This is a genomic window from Rhodococcoides corynebacterioides (assembly GCF_019834675.1).
In the GTDB taxonomy this organism is placed as follows: Bacteria; Actinomycetota; Actinomycetes; order Mycobacteriales; family Mycobacteriaceae; genus Rhodococcoides; species Rhodococcoides corynebacterioides_A.
Map to the genome: position 1 here is coordinate 60,660 of NZ_JABUBU010000003.1, position 19,170 is coordinate 79,829.

Genomic DNA, 19,170 nt, shown 5'->3' on the forward strand with positions numbered 1-19,170 from the left:
GCCGATGTCCGCGACGGTAACCCGAGCCCCCGACACGGCGGACCGAACCGACCCGTTTCCACGGTGGCGCAGTCGACCGTTGACATCGCCTGTGTGGTGCGCCACACTCAACCTGTCAGACAGCCTGACATCCGATCGAACTCGACGCGATCACCCCCCGACCCGAGGAGAACCGACGTGGCCGCCACCCGAACCGAGCACGACCTGCTGGGAGACCGCGAGGTGCCCGCCGACGTGCTCTGGGGCATCCACACCCTGCGCGCCACCGAGAACTTCCCGATCACCGGTCGGCCCATCTCGAGCAACCCCGCCCTGATCCGCGCCCTCGCCGCCGTCAAGTACGCGGCCGCCGCGGCGAACCGCGACCTCGGCCTGCTCGATGCCGAGCGCGCGGACGCGATCCTCACCGCCTGCCGCGAGATCCTCGACGGGCAGTGGCACGACCAGTTCGTCGTCGACGTCATCCAGGGCGGCGCCGGCACCTCGACCAACATGAACGCCAACGAGGTGATCGCCAACCGCGCCCTGACCCTGCTGGGCCACCGCCCCGGCGAGTACCGCTACCTGCACCCCAACGAGCACGTGAACCTCGGACAGTCGACCAACGACGTCTACCCCACCGCGTGCAACATCGCGACCATCATGGCCGTGGGCGTGCTGTCGGAGTCGATGCACCACCTGCAGAAGACGTTCCGCGCGAAGGCCGAGGAGTTCCGCACCGTCGTCAAGATGGGCCGCACGCAGCTGCAGGACGCCGTGCCGATGACGCTCGGACAGGAGTTCGGCACCTTCGCCGTCATGATCGAGGAGGACCGCGCGCGGCTCGAGGAGGCGTCGCTGCTGGTACACGAGATCAACCTCGGCGCCACCGCCATCGGCACCGGTTTGAACGCCGCGCCGGGCTACCGCGAGGCCGCCGTGCGCCATCTGCGCGAGGTCACGGGACTGCCGCTCGTCAGCGCCACCGACCTGTTCGAGGCCACGCAGGACGTCGGCCAGTTCGTGCACCTGTCGGGCGTGCTCAAGCGCTGCGCGGTGAAGCTGTCGAAGGTGTGCAACGACCTCCGGCTGTTGTCCTCCGGCCCGCGCGCCGGCTTCGGCGAGATCGATCTCCCCGCGGTCCAGGCCGGCTCGTCGATCATGCCCGGCAAGGTCAACCCGGTGATCCCGGAGGTGCTGAACCAGGTCGCCTTCCAGGTGATCGGTCAGGACGTCACGGTGACCATGGCCGCGGAGGCCGGACAGCTCCAGCTCAACGCCTTCGAACCCATCATCATGGAATCGCTCACCTCCGGCATGACGCATCTCGGCGCCGCCTGCCGTACTCTCGCCGACCGATGCGTCGTCGGCATCACCGCCCACGCGGCGCATCTGCGCTCGGACGTGGAGCACTCGATCGGCCTGGTCACCGCGCTCAACCCGCACATCGGCTACCAGGCCGCCACCGAGATCGCCAAGGAAGCCCTCGACACCGACCGCGGTGTCGCCGAACTCGTGCTCGAACGGGGCCTCCTCACCGCGGATCGCCTCGAACAACTGCTCCGCCCGGAGCACCTGGCCAACCTGCAGAGCTGAACGGCTCCCCCCACTCACCCGAGCTCCCCCGCACCCACCGAGGACGCACCATGACCACTCCCACCACCGACCATCGGGGCGCCGACGCCGCGCTCCACGAGGTCGAGAACCAGGGCTACCACAAGGGCCTGAAGACCCGGCAGGTCCAGATGATCGCCATCGGCGGCGCCATCGGCACCGGCCTGTTCATGGGCGCCGGCGGGCGCCTCGCCGGAGCCGGACCGGCCCTGGTGTTCTCCTACGCCATCTGCGGCTTCTTCGCCTTCCTCATCCTGCGGGCGCTGGGCGAACTGGTCCTGCACCGTCCCACGTCCGGCTCGTTCGTCTCCTACGCCCGCGAGTTCTTCGGCGAGAAGGCGGCCTTCGTCACCGGCTGGCTCTACTGGCTCAACTGGTCGATGACCGCGGTGGTCGACGTGACCGCCGTCGCCCTCTACATGGAGTTCTTCGGCAAGTACTCCGCGCCGATCGCCGCCGTCCCCCAGTGGGTCTGGGCGCTGATCGCGCTGGTGGTCGTGCTGTCGCTGAACCTGGTGTCGGTCAAGGTCTTCGGTGAGCTGGAGTTCTGGTTCGCACTGATCAAGGTGCTCGCGCTGGCCGCGTTCCTCGTCGTCGGCCTCTACCTGCTGATCGCCGGCACACCGAACCAGGAGCAGGGCCTGTCGATGATCGCCGACAACGGCGGTCTCATCCCCAACGGTCTGCTGCCCGCCGTGGTCATCATCCAGGGCGTCGTGTTCGCCTACGCCTCCATCGAACTGGTCGGCACCGCCGCGGGCGAGACGCCGAACCCGGAGAAGGTGATCCCCAAGGCCATCAACACCGTCATCGTCCGCATCGCGGTGTTCTACATCGGCTCGGTCACCCTGCTCGCCCTGCTCCTCCCGTACACCGCCTACCGCGCCGGCGAGAGCCCCTTCGTGACCTTCTTCGGCTCCATCGGCGTCGAGGGCGCCGACACCGCGATGAACCTCATCGTGCTCACCGCCGCGCTGTCGTCGCTCAACGCCGGCCTCTACTCCACCGGCCGCATCCTGCGCTCCATGGCCGCCGCCGGCAGCGCCCCGCAGTTCGCCATGCGCATGACCAAATCGGGCGTCCCCTACGGTGGGATCCTGCTGACGTCCGTCGTGACGCTCCTCGGCGTCGCCCTCAACGCGGTGGTCCCGGAGCAGGCGTTCGAGATCGTGCTCAACCTCGCCGCTCTCGGCATCGTCAGCGCGTGGGCCATGATCGTGCTCTGCCAGCTCAAGCTGTGGCACCTGTCCAAGGAGGGCATCCTGACGCGACCGTCGTTCCGCCTCTTCGGCGCCCCCTACACGGGCATCGCCACGCTCGTCTTCCTCGCCGTCGTCGTCGTCCTCATGGGCTTCGACTACCCGGTCGGCACGTACACCCTGGCCTCGCTGCTGCTCATCGTTCCCGCCCTCGCCGTCGGATGGCGCGTGGCCAAGCCGCGTATCGAGCGGCTCGCCCGCGAGCGTGCCGACGGCCGCGGCGGCGCGGTCGCTCGATGACCGGATCGCCACTCGCGTCCGTCCCGTCGGTGGTCGTCCTGACCACCGGCGGGACCATCGCGAGCCGGGTCGGATCCGACGGAGTGAGCACCCCCGGCAAGGTCGCCGTGGATCTCGACGCCATCGGCGCCCGCCTCGGCGTGCACGTCACGGTCGTCGACGTTCTCCGCGTCGACTCCGCCGCGATGTCGAACGCCGATCTCGACACCGTCTCGGCCGCCGTCGCGCAGCACCTGCGGTCGGATGTCGTCGGCGTCGTCGTCCTGCACGGCACGGACACGCTCGAGGAGACGGCCATGCTGGTCGACCTCGTGCACGACGATCCCCGCCCCGTCGTCTTCACCGGCGCCCAGCGCACCGCCGACCATCCGGACGGCGACGGCCCGCACAACGCCGAACTCGCCGTGGCGGTCGCGGCCGACCCGGAACGCCGCGACCAGGGTGTGCTCGTCGCCTTCGGCCCGCGCGTCCTGCGGGCCCGCGGAGTGCGCAAGGCCCACACGACCGATCTCGACGCCTACACCGGACTCGACGCCGACGTCCCCCACCCCCGACCGACGGTGTCCCGCCACCCGATCGAGGCGGTCCGCGTGGACATCGTCGCGCTCCACCCCGGAGTCGACGGCGTGATGATCGACGCCGCGTGCGACCACGGGGCCGCGGGCATCGTGCTCGAGGCGATGGGCGCCGGCAACGCCAACGTCGACGTCGTCGCCGCGGTGCGCCGCGCCGTCGACGCCGGTGTCGCGGTGGTGCTGTCCACCCGCGTCCCGTCGGGCGGCGTCGTCACCACCTACGGCGGCGGCGGGGGCGGTGCCGATCTGGTGGCCGCGGGAGCCCTGTCCGCCGGTACCGCGAGTCCCGCCCAGGCGCGAATCACGTTGTGCGCGTTGGTGGCCGAGTCGCCGTACGACGTGCCCGCGCGCTTCGCCGCGGTGATGGACACCGCGTCGTCGGTGGCGACGGTCCCCCCGCGGACCTCGGTCCGCATCCGCGCGTAGCATCGCATCCGTGCCACTTCTGCTGACCTCGCGTCGACACGTCGACCTGCGCCGCCAGGCGAGTGCAATCTGTCGGTGACCCCGCTCCGCGTCACCGACGCCGCAATCTGTCGGTGACCCCGCTCCGCGTCGTCACTCCCAGCACCTCACACCAGAAGGCACACCCATGTCCGCGCCCAGCGCTGCCCCCACCCGTCGGCTGCCCCAGTGGGCCACGTCGTTCGGACCCCAGATCGTCGCCGGCCTGATCCTCGGCGTCGTCCTCGGGCTCGTCGCCCGCTCCATGCTCGACGCCGCCGACGGCAATCCCAACTGGCTCGTCGAAACCCTGTCCACCATCGGCTCGAGCTACGTCAAGCTCCTCACCGTCGCCGTGGTTCCGCTCGTCTTCACCGCCATCGTCAGCTCCATCGCCAACCTGCGCGCCGTCACCAACGCCGCGCGCCTGGCCGGCCAGACACTGCTGTGGTTCGCCATCACGGCGTTCGTCGCCGTGATCGTCGGCATCGTCATCGGCCTCGTCGCGCAGCCGGGGTCCCGCACCGGCGTCGACGCCGCGTTGGAGAAAGCCCCCGCCACCTCCGGCTCCTGGTGGTCGTTCCTCACCGGCCTGGTGCCGAACAACTTCCTCGCTCTCGGCGCCAAGACCACGCAGGCCGAGGGCGCCCTGTCGACCAGCCTGAACTTCAACATCCTGCAGCTGCTCGTCGTCGCCGCGGCCATCGGCATCGCCGCCCTGAAGGTCGGCAAGGCCGCCGAGCCGTTCCTCACGTTCAACGCCTCGCTGCTCGCGATCGTGCAGAAGGTGCTGTGGTGGATCATCCGCCTGGCCCCCATCGGCACCGCCGCCCTCATCGGCAACGCCGTCGCCACCTACGGCTGGGACGCGATCGGCTCGCTCGGCGTGTTCACCGTGTCGATCTACGTCGGCCTCGCGATCGTGTTCTTCGTGATCTACCCGATCATCGTGCGCGCGCACGGCTTGTCGGTCCGCAGCTTCTACTCGGGTGTCTGGCCGGCCACGCAGCTCGGGTTCGTCTCGCGCTCCTCGATCGGCACCCTGCCGCTCACCCAGCGCGTCACCGAGCGCAACCTCGGTGTGCCGCGGGAGTACGCGTCGTTCGCGGTGCCGCTCGGCGCCACCACCAAGATGGACGGCTGCGCCGCGATCTACCCGGCCATCGCCGCGATCTTCGTCGCGCAGTTCTACGGCATCGACCTGACGCTGACCGACTACCTGCTCATCGTCGTCGTCTCCGTCGTGGGATCCGCCGCGACCGCCGGCACCACCGGCGCGACGGTCATGCTCACGCTGACGCTGTCCACTCTCGGCCTCCCGCTGGCCGGTGTCGGCCTGCTCCTCGCCGTCGAGCCGATCGTCGACATGGGCCGCACCGCGGTCAACGTGACCGGCCAGGCACTCGTGCCCACCATCGTTGCCAAGCGCGAAGGCATTCTGAACCGGGAGCGGTACGACGCGCCGCGTGACGGCGATCCGTTCAGCGACGACGCCGAGGACGTCGCACTGGCGCGCTAGGCCCGACGACGTTCGGGCGCGCTAGAAGAACTGCGCCCGCACGAACCCGGCGATCAACACAGCGAGGCCGACGATCTCCACCCCGGCCAGCGCGACCATGAACGCGTGCGTTCCCCGCACCGGGTTCACGAACTGGTTGTCGGTGTCGCGTCGGGCGCCGTGGACGACGTAGCTCACGATGGCTGCGACGAAGAAGAACACCACGGCGCCCGACGCGATCAGGTTGACCGCCGTCGACCACGCCCCGAAATGCACCAACGCGGCGAGCACCATCGTGGCGAAGGAGTAGAGCAACGCCGCGCGGTGGGCGATGTCGACGTAGGGGTGCGCCTGCCCGGTCGGCGAGGTCGCCATGCCGCGGAATTTCCAGACCCCGAGCACCAACGCCCACAGCAGGATCAGGCCCGAGACGAGCACCAGCACGGCCGTGTCCACGGGGAGGGTCATGCCGCCCAGTTCACCAGATGCGCGGTCCGGGCGCGTCCGACCGGCGAGGTCGGGTGATACGGCACAATCGGCGACCATGCAGAAGGAGCCGACCATGATCGACCCCGTCGGTACCTACCGCGATCGCTACGACTGGTTCGTGCGGGCGACGGTCGCCCTGGCCACGGCGGTGGAGTCGATCGTCGCCGACGCGGGCCTCGATGTGGACGCGGTGGAAGCCCGCACCAAATCGGTCGAATCCGCGGCCGGCAAGTTCGCGCGGTTGAAGCCCGACGGCTCGTTGGAATTCACCGATCCGTTGACCGAGGTGACGGACCTCGTGGGCGTACGGGTCATCACGTACCTCACCTCCGACATCGAGCGGGTGGCGGAGGCGTTGTCGTCGCGGTTCGAGTTGCTCAAGACCATCGACAAGTCGTCGCTCGCCCAGGAGACGGGCGTGTTCGGCTACGCCGGCAAGCATCTGATCCTCACGCCGGGTGGTGACCGAGTGCCGCCCGGCTGCGGGGACGTCGTCGGTCTCGGGTTCGAGGTGCAGATCCGCACGGTGCTGCAGCACGCGTGGGCCGAGATCGAGCACGACATCCGGTTCAAGAACTCCCGCACCCAGGGCTCCCCGGTGATCGACCGCGCGTTCACCCTGGCGGCCGGATTGATCGAACTCGCCGATCAACAGTTCGAGCTCGCGGACCGTCACCACAAGGAGAAGATCGCCGAACTGCGCGCAGCCGACGCCGCGCGCGGCATGGACCTGGAACTGACGGCGGAGAAGCTGCGTAGCATCGTCACCGATCTGCTGCCCGAATACGCCTCCAGCCGGCCCACCCACTACGAGTGGTTGCTCACCCTCGTCACCGCGAACGGCATCACCACGGGTGCAGAACTCGAGGACGCTCTCGATCCGTCGCGCGTGCCGTTCGTGGTGGGGGCCATGGACTATCAGCATCGGCCCGGCCACGTTCGCCTCGTGGACGACCTGTTGCTCGATCGGTTCGGGGAGGCGCACATCGTCCGCACGGCAACGCTGACCACCGAACGGGACCGGCTCGGCAAGCTGCGGTACCGGCTCACGAAACTGCAGGCGCATCAGGAGTGAGATTCTGGTAGAAGGGCCTGCGTGACCGATGCCCTCTCGACCATCACCGTCCGCGGCGCCCGCGAGAACAACCTGAAGGGGATCGATCTCGATCTTCCCAAGGGCGAGTTGGTGGTGTTCGCCGGCGTGTCCGGATCCGGCAAGTCCTCGCTGGTGTTCGACACCATCGCCGCCGAGGCGCAGCGGCAGATCAATGCGACGTTCAGCGCGTTCGCGCAGACCTTCCTGCCCTCGTACGGGCGTCCGGACGCCGACCTGATCGCGAACCTGTCGGCCGTCGTGATCGTCGACCAGAAGCGTCTGTTCGGCTCGCCCCGATCGACCGTCGGCACCATCACCGACATCGGGGACTGGCTGCGCATGCTCTACGCCCGCGGGGTCCGTCCGTCGATCGGCCACGCCAACGCGTTCTCGTTCAACGATCCGGCCGGCATGTGCCCGGACTGCGAGGGACTCGGCGAGGCCAAGGTGATCGACGTCGACGAGTTGGTCGACTTCTCGAAGTCGTTGCGCGAAGGACCCATTCGTCATCCCGACTTCCAGCCGGGCAAATGGCCCTACCGGCTGTACGCGGACTCGGGCCTGTTCGATCTCGACGTTCCGCTCGAGCAGTACTCGGCGCGGGAGCGGCACATCTTTCTCGACGCCGCCCCCGGCGAGGTGGCCATGCCGAACACCGACGGCGTGTTCACCACCTACGAGGGACTGCTCTCGAAGTTCCGTCGCAGCTACCTGACCAAGGACGCGGCCACGCTGAAGGGCAAGGCCAAGGAGGCCTACGAGCGCATCGTCACCCGCGGCGTCTGTCCCGCCTGCCGCGGCTCTCGGTACAACCCGACGGTTCACGGCGCACGCCTCGAGGGTCTGTCGATCCCCGAGGCGTTCGCGATGCAGGTCTCCGATCTCGCGGACGTCATGGACGGCTGGTCTCTCGGCGTTCTCGACGCACCGCGGCGGGAGGTGGTCACCCAGCTGCGTCGCCTGGGCGATCTCGGCCTGGGGTACCTGAGCCTCGACCGCGCGACGTCGTCGTTGTCCGGCGGCGAGGCGCAGCGCATCAAGATGGTGCGCCACCTCGGGTCGACGCTCAACGACATGCTCTACGTCTTCGACGAGCCCACCACCGGTCTGCACGCCCGCGACGTCCACCGGTTGAACGCGATGCTGCTGGCCCTGCGCGACAAGGGCAACACGGTCCTGGTGGTCGAGCACGATCCCGAGGTGATGGCCGTCGCCGATCGCATCGTCGAGATCGGCCCCGGGGCGGGGGCGGACGGCGGCACCGTCGTCTTCGTCGGCACGCCGCAGGAGCTGAGCACCGCGGACACGCGTACCGGGCGTGCACTGCGAGAGGTGGCCACCGCACCTCGTCGTCCGCGGACGCCCACCGGATCGATTCGCCTCGAGAACGCCCGCACCCACAACCTGCGCAGCGTCACCGTCGACGTGCCACTCGGCGTGCTCGTCGCCGTCACCGGGGTCGCCGGGTCCGGCAAGTCCAGCCTGATCCACCACCATCTGCCGGCCGTCCGCCCCGACGCCGTGATGATCGACCAGTCCCCCATCCGCGGGTCGCGGCGATCGTCGCCCGCGACGTACACCGGCCTGCTGGATCCGATCCGGGCGCACTTCGCCAAACGCACCGGCCGCCCGGCGGCGCTCTTCTCTCCCAATTCCGACGGGGCCTGCCCGGACTGCCAGGGCACCGGCACCATCTTCACCGAGCTGGGCTTCACCGACCCGGTCACCAGCACCTGCGAGACGTGTCAGGGACGCCGGTTCCGCTCGGGAGCGATCAAGTACACGGTGGACGGCGTGTCCATCGCGGACGTCTTCGAGATGTCCGTCGACGCCGCATTCGAGTTCTTCACGGCGCCGAAGATTCGCGCCGTGCTGGGGCGGTGCCGTGATGTCGGTCTCGGTTACCTCACGCTGGGCCAGAACCTCACCTCGCTCTCCGGCGGGGAGCGCCAACGACTGAAGCTGGCCACCGAGCTCACCGGTACGGCGGCGCTGCTGGTGCTCGACGAGCCCACCACCGGTCTTCACCCCTCGGACGTGAACAACCTGGTGGCGCTGCTGTCGGGCATGGTCGACGAGGGCCGATCGGTGGTGGTGATCGAGCACGATCTCGCCGTCGTCGCGGCGTCGGACTGGGTGATCGATCTCGGCCCGGACGGCGGTCACGACGGCGGCCGGGTGGTGTTCACCGGCACTCCGGCGGACCTCCTTCGAGACTCGGGCCACACCGGTCGGCATCTCGCGCGGCGGCTCGGAGAGTAAACCGTCGGTAAAGTACCAGGCATGAGCGACACCGTCACCGCTGCCGCGAGTACAGAACTGGGTGGATTCGCCGGGTGGGCCGTCGGGCTGATGGAGGCCATCGGCGGCCCCGGCGCCGGCCTCGCCGTCGCCGTGGAGAACTTCTTCCCCCCGATTCCGAGCGAGATCATCCTTCCGCTGGCCGGGTTCACGGCGTCGCAGGGCGGCTTCTCGTTGTTCAGCGCGCTGTTCTGGACGACGCTCGGTTCGGTGGTGGGCGCGGCCGTCCTCTACTGGCTGGGCGTGAAGCTTGGCCGGGACCGCCTCTACGCGATCGTGGACCGGATGCCCCTCGTCGACACCGAGGATCTGGCGAAGGCGGAGGACTGGTTCGCCCGCCACGGCCGGTCGGCCGTCTTCTTCGGCCGCATGATCCCGATGGTGCGGTCCGGCATCTCCGTCCCGGCCGGCGTCTCCCGCATGCCCTTCTGGCAGTTCCTGCTCTACACCACCGCCGGCAGCCTGCTGTGGAACTCGATCTTCGTGCTCGCCGGGTACTACCTGGGCGAGAACTGGCATTACGTGGAGAACTACGCCTCGGTCTTCCAGTACGTCGTCATCGGCCTGGTCGTGGCACTGATCGGCTGGTTCGTGACCAAGAAGGTGCGGGCCCGGTCCGCCGCCTGATCACCTCTGCAGCAGCCCCTTCAGGGTCTCGAGGTCACGCTGGACCGCCACGCAGTCCCGGTCGAACTCGGCGTCGGTCATGCCGAGCCGACGCACGGTGAACAGCACCTCCGCACCGTCCGGATGCGGGACGACGCGCAGCGGATTCAGCACCTCGGTGCCGTCGGGCAGGGTGACGGTGTGGTCCAGCACGCCGAGATCGTTCTCGGCCGCGAACCGGACCCGCACCGTTCCCATCGGCGACTCGGTCAGGAGATCGTCGCCGTCGCGGGTGACCCCCGACGCGAGGCCCGCCGCCCATGCCGTGAGGTTCTCCGGGCGTCGGGCGTAGTCGTAGACCTCGCGCGCCGGGGCCGCGATCACCACCGACAGATGCCTGCTCTCCATGTCGTCCTGCACGGTCGCCATCCTCTCGCAGGTCACCACCCATGGTGGCTGATCTCGGGTGCGCCCGCGCGAAGAATCGGAACCGGCACCGTCGGGGTCAGGTCAGGTCCGCACGCTCCCAACGATTGACGAACTCGAGGCCGCTGCGAACGAACAGCTGCGAGACCGGGCAGCGTCGCTCGACCTCGGCCACGAAGTGGTCGAACGCCTCGCCGGAAGCGTCGGTCTGCACGGTCGCCTCGACGGTGACGCGGTCGAAGTTCGCGTTACCGTCCTCCCCCGCCACGAGAACGCCGGTGTCCAGATCGCCCTGCACGCGGAAGGTGAATTCGCCGAGCGTGATACCCAGGTCCTTGGCCACGAGGCTGGCCGTCACCTGGTTGCAGGACGTGAGCGCGCCCAGCGCGTAGAACAGCGGGCTCGGCGCGGCGTCCCGGCCGCCGAAGGCGGGGTACGCGTCGGCGTCGAACTCGTGGCCGGCCGTGCCCTGCACCGACAGGTGCTGGGCGACGCCGGTACCGCGGGCGTCGACGACGAAGGGGACGACGGAGGTCTTCACGGAGGTCTTCGCAGAAGTCATGCCGACGACGGTCGTCGGCCGCCCGCCTCGGGTCCAGGTTCAGAATCACCTCGAGTGCAGACCCATCCGCCGCGTAGGTTGGCGGACATGACGACACGACCCGCGGCGGACCACCGGACGTCGGCGCCGCGCACCGTCACCCGCGTGCTTCTCGGCGCCTTCCTCACCTTCGCGGGTCTGTCCCACCTGTTCTGGGCGCGTGAGGAATTCCGCGCCCAGGTCCCGACGTGGGTACCTCTCGACGTCGACGCGGTGGTGCTCGCGTCGGGCGTCGTCGAGGTGGTGCTCGGGGTGCTCCTGCTCTCCGGGTGGCGACGGACCGTCGTCGGGTGGATCGTCGCCGCGTTCTTCGTCGCGGTGTTCCCCGGCAACGTCTCGCAGTATCTGACCGGCACGGACGCGTTCGGCCTCGACAGCGACAACGCCCGCGCGATCCGACTCCTGTTCCAGCCGCTGCTCATCGGCTGGGCGCTGTGGAGTACCGGCGCGTGGGCCGCATGGCGCGACCGCGCTAGGCCATCGCGCGCAGCGTGAGGTCTCGGACGGCGGCGGAGAAGGCCACGACCGTGACCACGTCGACGGCCGTGGCGGCGCCGCGGATCGCCCGGATCTGCTCCCGCGCGGCCGACTCGACCGGCCACCCGTAGGCGCCGCCGGAGATCAGCGGGAACGCGACCGACGAGGCTCCCAGCGAGTCGGCCAGGATCAACGACCGCTCGTACGCAGCCCGCAGCAGCGGCGACCGGTCCTCGCGTGCCGAGTACCGCGGGCCCACGGTGTGGATCACCCAGTGCGCCGGCAGGTGACCCGCCGTCGTGGCGACGGCGGCGCCGACGTCGAGTCCGTTCGGGAGCGTCGTCGCGCGCAGCAGGCGGCAGGCGTCGAGAATCGCCGGCCCGCCGGCCCGATGGATCGCGCCGTCCACCCCGCCGCCGCCGAGCAGGGTGGAGTTGGCGGCGTTGACCACCACGTCCGCCCGGACCGTGGTGATGTCGCCGAGGACGACGTCGAGTCGCCGGGGTCCCGAGGTGGTCATGACGCTCCGTCCGTGAGGGTGTGGGTCAGGGTGATCAGGTCGGCCGCTCGGCGTCCGGGGTACCCGTGCAGCAACTCGATCCACTCCGCCGGGATCGCCGAACGCCCCCAGCGAGCGCCGAGCAGGCCACCCGCGATGGCCGCCGTGGTGTCGGTGTCGCCGCCGGCCCGGACGCACTTCTCGAGCGCCCGCGGCAGTTGCCGCTCGTCCTCCTCCGTCGTGGCGATGGCCCACCACGCGGTCTGCAGGGCGTGGACCACCCACCCGTTGTTCGCGAAGTCCGCCGGCGTTCCGGTTTCCGCCGCCTCGAGCAGGGGCGACCAAATGTTCGACAGGACGGGGTCCGCGGACAGGGCGAGGCGGAGGCCGTCGTACGTTCCGTGCAGCACCGCGTGGCGGATGGCGACGGACCACAGGGCGCACGCCTCCCCGGCCTGTGGATCGGAGTGGGTCAACGCGCTGATGCGGGTGGCCGCGTCGGCGAGCGCGCGCCCGTCGTGCAGGAACGCCAGGGCGACGGGCGCCGTTCTCATGAGCGAGCCGTTGCCCCCGGTTCGGCCCGAGAGACCGGCGGCTCGCCGAGTCATCGCATCGGCCGACGGATCGCGGTGGGAGAGCACGGCCCGCGTCTGGTTCCCGATGTCCGGCGGCCGTGTGTCGTACCAGGTCACGAAATTCGCCGCGACGGCGTCGAGCAATCCGGCGTCGGCGTGTCCGGCGAGTGCGTCGGCGACGCACAGAGCCAGCGCGTCGGCGACGCACAGAGCCATCGACGTGTCGTCCGTCCATTCACCGGGCGCCCAGTCGAACGGCCCACCCCCGATCATCGCGATCTTTTGATCGGGGGTGGGATACCCGAATTCGTAGCCCGCCCCGAGGGCGTCGCCCGCCGCTGTTCCCAGCAGGACACCCTCGGCCCGGTCGATCCGATCCGTCGTCAGCATTGCGCACCCCTTTGCTCGATTATGCGCTAACTATAGATCAGTCTTGCGCTAAGATGCAAGCGTGCCGTCAGACCTCACCGACTTCCCCCGCCCGTCCGTCGCGGTCGACGTCGCCGTGCTCACCGTCACCGACCACGGGCTGGCGGTCGTGACCGTGGACTCCCGGTGGGGCCACGCTCTACCCGGCACGTTCCTGCACCCCGGCGAGACCCTGGCCGACGCGGCCGGTCGCGCGCTGCGCACCAAGGCCGGCATCGAGGAGGTGGCCTTCCACCAGCTCCGCATGTTCGACGCGCCGGACCGCGACGACCGTGGATGGGTCCTGTCGATGGCGCACTCCACGGAGGTCGCCGCGTCCGCCCTGCCGCCCGACGGCCGCACGGTGGACGTCGAGCACGGCCGGCCCACCGTGCCGATGGCCTTCGACCACGCCGACATGGTCACCGCGGCCGTCGAGGATCTCCGCACGCGCTACACCGACGCCCCCGACCCGTCGGGGCTGCTCGGGCCCCGATTCACCCTGCTGCGCCTGCGACGTCTCTACGAAGTCGTCTTCGACCGCACGCTGCCCAAGGACACCTTCCGCCGACACGCCCTCGGCGCGATCCAGGGCACCGGGGAGGTCACCGCCGTCGACGGTGGCCGACCGGCCGAGCTCTACGAGCGTCGACCGGATGCGTCGTTTCCCAGGACCATGGCCGCACTCCTCGGCGGCTGAGAACCATGGCCGCACTCCTCGGCGGCTGAGAACCATGGCCGCACTCCTCGGCGGCTGAGAACCATGGCCGCACTCCTCGGCGGCTGAGAACCATGGCCGCACTCCTCGGCGGCTGATCGGTCAGCGCGGGACGGCACTCACGGTGAACGGCTCCACCGGCTCCCCGCCCCGCTTGTCGAACTGACTGTTCACCACGAGCAGCCGGTCGTCGACCGCGGCGACGGTGGTGGGGTACGCGAAGCTCGGGTCGCGGATCTCCCCGGTGACGCGACCCGACCGGCCGTCGTCGGACAGATCGACGCGCGCGATCAGACCGTCGCGGTTGCGCACCACGTACAGCGTGTCGTCGTCGTACTCGAGACCGTCACCGTTCTGCAGCGTGGCGCCGCCGAGGTCGACCTGCGTCACCTCCCGCGACACACCGTCGACGCGGTAGAGGTTGCCGGTGGAGGACTGCACGATCACCAGGGCGTCGTCGTCGACCTCGACGATGCCGTTCGCGTTGAAGCCCTCGCCGTACACGAAGGGCGTGCCGTCGAAGGTCACCGCCGGCTCGAGCTGCCCGTCACCCTGCGCGTTCGGCGGCACGCGCCACAGCACGGGGCTGCGGGAATCGGTCACGTAGGCCTCGCCGTCGTCTCCCACGACGACGTCGTTGAGGAACGTGGCGTCCGCGCCCAGACCGTTCGTCAGGGTCGCTCGCAGCGCGCCGGTCTCCGCGTCGTGCACCCACACCCGACCGGTCGCGCCGCCGGCGATCACCAGGACGCCGGTCTCGTCGTCGTCCCCGTCCTCGACGTCGAGACCGGCCGCGCCCGTGCGCCCGTTCTCCCCCGGCGCCAGGAACGGCCGGACTTCCTCGTCGCCGACCGTTCCGCGGAACACCGCCCCGTCGGAGGTCGACGTCACCCAGAACGTGTCGTCGTCGGCGGTGATCCCCTCCGGGAAGACGCCCGTTCCCGGCAGGCGGTAGACGGACGCCGATCCCGACGACGGCGTGGCGGCCGACGACGGTCCCGACGGCCCCGCCGACGCCGAGGTGGCGGCCGCCGACGCCGATGGTTCGGCCGTCGGTTCGCCGTCCTGCGACGACGAACAACCGGACAGGACGAGGGCGAGGACGCCGACCGAGGCGACGACGGGAGTGCGCAGTCTGGACATGATCCGGGAGTGCCCGATTTGTCGTCTCACGACACAGGTCCGCGTTTCACCCCCGTCGACCTCGGGACACGGCCTACGGTCGTCAGGCCAGGGGCCACCCGAGATGCGGGCGGTCGAACACGGAGGACGCATGCCCGTCATCACCCGCGAGGTCGAGATCGCCGTCCCGGCGTCCGACGCCTTCGCGTACCTGTCCGACCACGAGAACGTGCCGCACTGGATGTTCGGGGTGACCGCCTTCGACCCGGTGCGGCCGGTGAGCCGGGACGTGGGTGACCGATTCGACGCCGTGATGAAGCTGGGCCCGAAGACGCTGCGGTCCACCCTGGACGTGGTCGAGTGGGTGGACGACGAGGTGTTCGCGCTGCGGTCCGTCGCCGGCTTCGAGACGAGTTCGCGGTGGCGGGTCACCCCGATCGACGACGCCCGGTGCCGCGCCGACGTCGAGTTCGGCTACGAGTTCCCCGGCGGGCTCACCGGGCGAGCGTTGGCCAAGATCGTCGAGCCGTTCATCGGGCAGGGCGTGGCGATGACCGATCGGAACATCCGGCAGCGTCTCGAGGTCTAGCCGCGTCGGACCTCGGAGAACGCATCGCGTCAGAGAATGGCCACCGCGTCGATCTCCACCAGCATCTCCTCGCGCGGCAGTCCGGTGAACACCGTGGTGCGGCTGGGCAGGACGTCGCCGCGCGTGTGCTCGAGCACGAAGGCACCGTAGGCGTCGTTCATGACGGCGAAGTCCTCGCGTTTGGTCAGGTAGACGCGGAGCATCACCACGTCGTCGAAGGTGGCCCCGGACGCCTCGACGATGGCTTTGACGTTGGTCAGGGTGCGGGTGGTCTGCGCGGCGACGTCGCCGGGGAAGAGGTATTCGCTGGTCGCGGGGTCCACCGGCCCTTGGCCGGACACCTGGACGAAGTTGCCCTTGCGGACGCCCTGGGAGAACGTGTGCGCGGGGGCGGGCGCGTCGGTGGTCAGTACGGCGATCTTCTCGGTCATCGAGGTCCTTCCGGGGACGACGGGGGGCTCCAGCCCAGTTCCACCGACACGGCGTCGGCGGCGGCTCGAACCCGAGGGAGGGTGCCCAGCACGCGGGCGTGGTCCAGCAACATGTCGGGCACCGACATCGACACCGCAGCGACGATCGCGCCCGTTCCGTCCCGCACCGGCACGCCGATGCAGTTGACGAACGATTCATGTTCCTCGCGGTCCTCCGCGAAGCCCTGCTGCGCCACCAGAGCGAGCTCGGCCAGGTACCGCTCCGGCGAGTCGATGGTGCGCTCGGTGAAGCGCGTGTACTCCAGCCGGTGGGCGATGCGGTCCTGCTCGTCGGCGGGCAGCCCGGAGACGAGGATCTTGCCCACGGCCGTGCAGTGCAGCGGAGCGGGTTTGCCCACCCGCGAGTACATCCGGACGCTCTGGGTCGCGTCGAGCTTGTCGACGTAGATCGCCTCGCCCGACTCGTAGGTGGCCAGGTGCACCGTCTGCCGGGTGTCGGCGTTGAGCGCCACCAGATGCGGGCGTGCGATCACGCGGACGTCGCGGTGCTCGAGCGCGCGGTTGGACAGCTCGAACAGCCCGGCGCCCAACCGATATCGGTGCTCGGCATCGTGGGTGACGACGCGGTCGGCCTCCAGCGTTCGCAGCAGCCGCAGCACCGTCGTCTTGTGCACCTCCACGTGCGCGGCGAGGTCGTCGAGGGACCGCGGGCCGTCGGCCAGGGCCCGCAGAATGGTCAATGCTCGTGCGAGAGACTGACTCACGACGCCACCGATCCGGCCACGTCGACCCAGGCCAGCCTCGACCATGCGTCGTCGGTGACGTCCGCGGCCGCGGCCAGGTCCGTGACGGTGGGCACGGCGGCGCCGTCCCCGTGCGCCGTCAGCGCGGCCGCCGCGCACAGATGCCCCCACCGCACGGCAGTGACGGTCCCGACGCCGTGCAGGACACCCGCGAGATAGCCGCCGGCGAATGCGTCTCCCGCACCGATCTTCTCGACCACCTCCACGCGTACGGCGGGCACCACGACCGACCGCTCGCCGTCGTACGCCGTGACGGCCGCGGAATCGTTCTTGATCACCAGGCGCCGCGGCTCGGGGAACAGGGCGCGCAGCGCGGCCGGATCCCCGGTCCCGAAGACCACCTCGGCCTCGTCGGCGCCCAGGAGCACGATGTCGCTCCGGCGCACCTGCTCGCCGAGTACGCGCGCCGCCTCGACACCCGAGTTCCACAGCGTGGGGCGGTGATTGAGGTCGAAGCTCACCGCGGCGCCGAGAGTGTGGATGCGTTCGACCGCCGTGCGCGCGGAATCGGAGAGCGCCAGGGTGATCCCGCTGACGTGCACGAGGTCGGTGCGGCCCAGTCGCTCGCCGATCCACTCGACGTCGTCCGCACACAGGGCACTCGCGGCGGACCCGGAGCGGAAGTACGCCATGCGACTGTCGCCCAGCGCGAGGTCGTAGGGGTGCGCGGTGCCCGCACCCCGCTCCTTGACGTAGAGGCCGGTGGAGCGGGTGGGGTCGACGAGCACGGCGGAGGTGTCGACGCCGGCCTCGACCAGATCGGACCGCAGGTAGCGGCCGAAGCCGTCGTCGCCGACGCGGGAGGCCCAGGCGGTGTCCACGCCCAGCCGGGCGAGGACGCGGGCGACGTTGGCCTCGGCTCCGCCGGCGCCGCGGACGAAGTGGCCGGAGTGCTCGAGCGGGCCGGGCTCGGCGACCATCACCACGAGCCCTTCGCCGACACACACCGCTCGGGGGCTCGTCACAGTCGGATCCTCGCTCTTCTCAGCATTCTCTCGCCATTCCTGCCGGTCTCGTTGCAGACTAACGACACTGAACACATTGTGCAATCAGCGTTGCATATTACGCAACGGTTGCCGGGATCGCCGCAGAACGGTGCCGATCCGAGCCCGACCGGAGGACAACCCATGATCGACAGGCGCACCGTCGACGCCCTGCGCGAGCGACGCCTCGGCCCCGAACACAAGTCCGTCCCGCCGTCGTCGTGGGGACTCACCGTGGACGAGTTCCTCGGCACCGGACCGACGTTGGCGGACTTCCAGACTCCCGTCGTGTCCCTCGATCGGACGCGTCTGACGTCCAACATCGCCGTGATGGCGGACTGGGCGGCGGCCGCCGGCGTCGACCTCGCTCCCCACGGCAAGACCACGATGGCTCCCGCACTGTGGCGCGAGCAGCTCGTCGCCGGGAGCTGGGCGATCACGCTCGCCACCCCGTGGCAGGTCCAGCTCGCCCGCGCGTTCGGCGTGCAGCGCATCATGCTGGCCAACGCCCTGGTCGATCCCGTTGCCCTGCGGTGGATCTCGGCCGAGCTCGACGAGCACCCGGAGTTCGACTTCCTCTGCTGGGCCGACAGCGAGGAGACCGTCGTCCGCATGGCCGAGATTCTCGGCTCTCCCGGACGCCCGGTGAACGTCGTCGTCGAACTGGGTGGGCCGCACGGACGGACGGGCGCGCGCACCGTCGACGCCGCCGTCGCGGTCGCCCGCCGCGTCGCGGACACTCCCGGCCTCGCCCTCGCGGGCGTCGGCGGGTACGAGGGCGCACTCGCCCACGACCGGACGCCCGACGGACTCGCCGCCGTCGCCCGGTATCTCGACGCGGTCGCCGACCTGCACCGCACGCTCGTCGACCAGAATTTGTACCCGGGCGCCGCCGTCGTCACCGCGGGCGGCAGCGCGTATCCCGATCTGGTCGTCCGGCACCTCGCCGAACTCACCGAGAACGTCACTGTTCCCACGCGCGTCGTCCTGCGGTCGGGCGCCTACCTCGTCCACGACGACGGCTTCTACGCCGACATCTCGCCGCTGATCGAATCCCGCGTCGGCGCAGCCCATCTCGCGTCGGCCATGCACGGCTGGGCCCGTGTGGTCTCGCGCCCCGAGCCCGAGCTGGCCCTGCTCGACGCGGGCAAGCGGGACGTGCCCTTCGACGAGGGCCTGCCCACCCCGCAGCGGATCGACACCGCGGATGTCCCTGCCGACCAGCACATCTCGGCCGTGAACGACCAGCACGCCTTCCTGCGCATGCCGAGCGCCGGCCCGGACCACGCCCCCGTCGGCAGCGTCGTGCGACTGGGCCTCTCGCATCCCTGCACCGCCTTCGACAAGTGGCGCCTGCTGCCCGTCGTCGACGACGCCGACGGCGCGAACCCGCGCGTCGTCGACCTGATCCACACCTTCTTCTAGGAGCGCGCCGTG

At 70.1% G+C, this 19,170-nt stretch carries 21 protein-coding genes; 12 read left to right on the forward strand and 9 right to left on the reverse strand.

Features of this window, described 5'->3' with window-relative positions; all coding sequences use genetic code 11:
- Positions 1 to 177 precede the first annotated feature (177 nt).
- The 5 genes from HQ603_RS06770 (at position 178) to HQ603_RS06785 (ending at position 5,630) form a co-directional block, all read left to right on the forward strand.
- A complete protein-coding gene (locus tag HQ603_RS06770; RefSeq protein ID WP_222683791.1) occupies positions 178 to 1,575 on the forward strand; it encodes an aspartate ammonia-lyase in 1,398 nt (465 codons plus the stop codon).
- 50 nt (positions 1,576 to 1,625) lie between these two features.
- Positions 1,626 to 3,092: an amino acid permease gene (locus HQ603_RS06775; RefSeq protein WP_222683792.1), complete on the forward strand. Its 1,467-nt coding sequence runs from the start codon at positions 1,626 to 1,628 to the stop codon at positions 3,090 to 3,092.
- A complete protein-coding gene (locus HQ603_RS06780) occupies positions 3,089 to 4,093 on the forward strand; it encodes an asparaginase (protein ID WP_222683793.1) in 1,005 nt (334 codons plus the stop codon). Before HQ603_RS06775 ends, HQ603_RS06780 begins: the two co-directional genes overlap by 4 nt.
- A 10-nt stretch (positions 4,094 to 4,103) precedes the next feature.
- Positions 4,104 to 4,172 carry a putative leader peptide gene (locus HQ603_RS19200; RefSeq protein WP_371828508.1) on the forward strand — a complete coding sequence of 23 codons (69 nt, stop codon included), beginning with the start codon at positions 4,104 to 4,106 and terminating at the stop codon, positions 4,170 to 4,172.
- Between the two features lie 87 nt (positions 4,173 to 4,259).
- Positions 4,260 to 5,630: a dicarboxylate/amino acid:cation symporter gene (locus HQ603_RS06785; RefSeq protein WP_222683794.1), complete on the forward strand. Its 1,371-nt coding sequence runs from the start codon at positions 4,260 to 4,262 to the stop codon at positions 5,628 to 5,630.
- A 21-nt stretch (positions 5,631 to 5,651) separates the two neighbouring features.
- On the opposite strand, the gene HQ603_RS06790 is transcribed toward HQ603_RS06785, so the two are convergent.
- Complete coding sequence (locus tag HQ603_RS06790) at positions 5,652 to 6,077, reverse strand: hypothetical protein (RefSeq protein ID WP_222683795.1); 426 nt, start codon at positions 6,075 to 6,077, stop codon at positions 5,652 to 5,654.
- 76 nt (positions 6,078 to 6,153) lie between these two features.
- On the opposite strand from HQ603_RS06790, the gene HQ603_RS06795 reads away from it, so the two are divergent.
- The 3 genes from HQ603_RS06795 to HQ603_RS06805 are packed head-to-tail and all read left to right on the forward strand — an operon-like array spanning position 6,154 to position 10,122.
- A complete protein-coding gene (locus HQ603_RS06795; protein WP_222683796.1) occupies positions 6,154 to 7,173 on the forward strand; it encodes a GTP pyrophosphokinase in 1,020 nt (339 codons plus the stop codon).
- 21 nt (positions 7,174 to 7,194) lie between these two features.
- Positions 7,195 to 9,456: an ATP-binding cassette domain-containing protein gene (locus tag HQ603_RS06800; RefSeq protein ID WP_167321854.1), complete on the forward strand. Its 2,262-nt coding sequence runs from the start codon at positions 7,195 to 7,197 to the stop codon at positions 9,454 to 9,456.
- A gap of 21 nt (positions 9,457 to 9,477) precedes the next feature.
- Positions 9,478 to 10,122, forward strand: coding sequence for a DedA family protein (locus HQ603_RS06805; RefSeq protein ID WP_068360949.1), 645 nt, complete (start codon positions 9,478 to 9,480; stop codon positions 10,120 to 10,122).
- Here the strand turns inward: HQ603_RS06805 and HQ603_RS06810 are convergent, their stop codons facing one another.
- Together HQ603_RS06810 and HQ603_RS06815 are read right to left on the reverse strand one after the other, a co-directional pair.
- On the reverse strand, positions 10,123 to 10,530 hold the full coding sequence (locus tag HQ603_RS06810) for an SRPBCC family protein (RefSeq protein WP_261773488.1): 408 nt from the start codon (positions 10,528 to 10,530) through the stop codon (positions 10,123 to 10,125).
- Positions 10,531 to 10,606: 76 nt separating this feature from the next.
- Complete coding sequence (locus HQ603_RS06815) at positions 10,607 to 11,089, reverse strand: OsmC family protein (RefSeq protein WP_167321852.1); 483 nt, start codon at positions 11,087 to 11,089, stop codon at positions 10,607 to 10,609.
- Between the two features lie 87 nt (positions 11,090 to 11,176).
- On the opposite strand from HQ603_RS06815, the gene HQ603_RS06820 reads away from it, so the two are divergent.
- Complete coding sequence (locus HQ603_RS06820; RefSeq protein WP_222683797.1) at positions 11,177 to 11,623, forward strand: DoxX family protein; 447 nt, start codon at positions 11,177 to 11,179, stop codon at positions 11,621 to 11,623.
- On the opposite strand, the gene HQ603_RS06825 is transcribed toward HQ603_RS06820, so the two are convergent.
- Both HQ603_RS06825 and HQ603_RS06830 read right to left on the reverse strand, forming a co-directional pair.
- Positions 11,601 to 12,125, reverse strand: a complete 525-nt coding sequence (locus HQ603_RS06825) for an O-acetyl-ADP-ribose deacetylase (protein WP_222683798.1) — start codon at positions 12,123 to 12,125, stop codon at positions 11,601 to 11,603. The genes HQ603_RS06820 and HQ603_RS06825 overlap by 23 nt on opposite strands.
- Positions 12,122 to 13,069 carry an ADP-ribosylglycohydrolase family protein gene (locus tag HQ603_RS06830; protein WP_222683799.1) on the reverse strand — a complete coding sequence of 316 codons (948 nt, stop codon included), beginning with the start codon at positions 13,067 to 13,069 and terminating at the stop codon, positions 12,122 to 12,124. The genes HQ603_RS06825 and HQ603_RS06830 overlap by 4 nt, the downstream gene beginning before the upstream one ends.
- Positions 13,070 to 13,130: 61 nt before the next feature.
- On the opposite strand from HQ603_RS06830, the gene HQ603_RS06835 reads away from it, so the two are divergent.
- The gene (locus tag HQ603_RS06835; protein ID WP_222683800.1) at positions 13,131 to 13,787 is read left to right on the forward strand and encodes an NUDIX hydrolase; all 657 of its coding nucleotides are present in this window, start codon (positions 13,131 to 13,133) and stop codon (positions 13,785 to 13,787) included.
- A gap of 120 nt (positions 13,788 to 13,907) precedes the next feature.
- Here HQ603_RS06835 and HQ603_RS06840 read toward each other — a convergent pair whose 3' ends face one another.
- Positions 13,908 to 14,948 (reverse strand): SMP-30/gluconolactonase/LRE family protein, encoded by a 1,041-nt coding sequence (locus HQ603_RS06840; protein WP_222683801.1) that lies wholly within the window; start codon positions 14,946 to 14,948, stop codon positions 13,908 to 13,910.
- A gap of 130 nt (positions 14,949 to 15,078) precedes the next feature.
- Here HQ603_RS06840 and HQ603_RS06845 point away from each other — a divergent pair, with 130 nt between their 5' ends.
- Complete coding sequence (locus HQ603_RS06845) at positions 15,079 to 15,516, forward strand: SRPBCC family protein (protein WP_222683802.1); 438 nt, start codon at positions 15,079 to 15,081, stop codon at positions 15,514 to 15,516.
- A gap of 29 nt (positions 15,517 to 15,545) precedes the next feature.
- Here HQ603_RS06845 and HQ603_RS06850 read toward each other — a convergent pair whose 3' ends face one another.
- Genes HQ603_RS06850 through HQ603_RS06860 form a run of 3 tightly spaced genes read right to left on the reverse strand, consistent with a single transcriptional unit; the run spans position 15,546 to position 17,715 of the window.
- Positions 15,546 to 15,947 carry a RidA family protein gene (locus HQ603_RS06850; protein WP_222683803.1) on the reverse strand — a complete coding sequence of 134 codons (402 nt, stop codon included), beginning with the start codon at positions 15,945 to 15,947 and terminating at the stop codon, positions 15,546 to 15,548.
- Complete coding sequence (locus HQ603_RS06855) at positions 15,944 to 16,711, reverse strand: IclR family transcriptional regulator (protein ID WP_222683804.1); 768 nt, start codon at positions 16,709 to 16,711, stop codon at positions 15,944 to 15,946. Before HQ603_RS06855 ends, HQ603_RS06850 begins: the two co-directional genes overlap by 4 nt.
- Positions 16,708 to 17,715 carry a sugar kinase gene (locus HQ603_RS06860; protein WP_308126393.1) on the reverse strand — a complete coding sequence of 336 codons (1,008 nt, stop codon included), beginning with the start codon at positions 17,713 to 17,715 and terminating at the stop codon, positions 16,708 to 16,710. Before HQ603_RS06860 ends, HQ603_RS06855 begins: the two co-directional genes overlap by 4 nt.
- 162 nt (positions 17,716 to 17,877) lie before the next feature.
- Between HQ603_RS06860 and HQ603_RS06865 the strand changes: the two genes are divergently transcribed.
- Positions 17,878 to 19,158 (forward strand): alanine racemase, encoded by a 1,281-nt coding sequence (locus HQ603_RS06865; RefSeq protein ID WP_222683805.1) that lies wholly within the window; start codon positions 17,878 to 17,880, stop codon positions 19,156 to 19,158.
- The last annotated feature ends 12 nt before the right edge of the window (positions 19,159 to 19,170 follow it).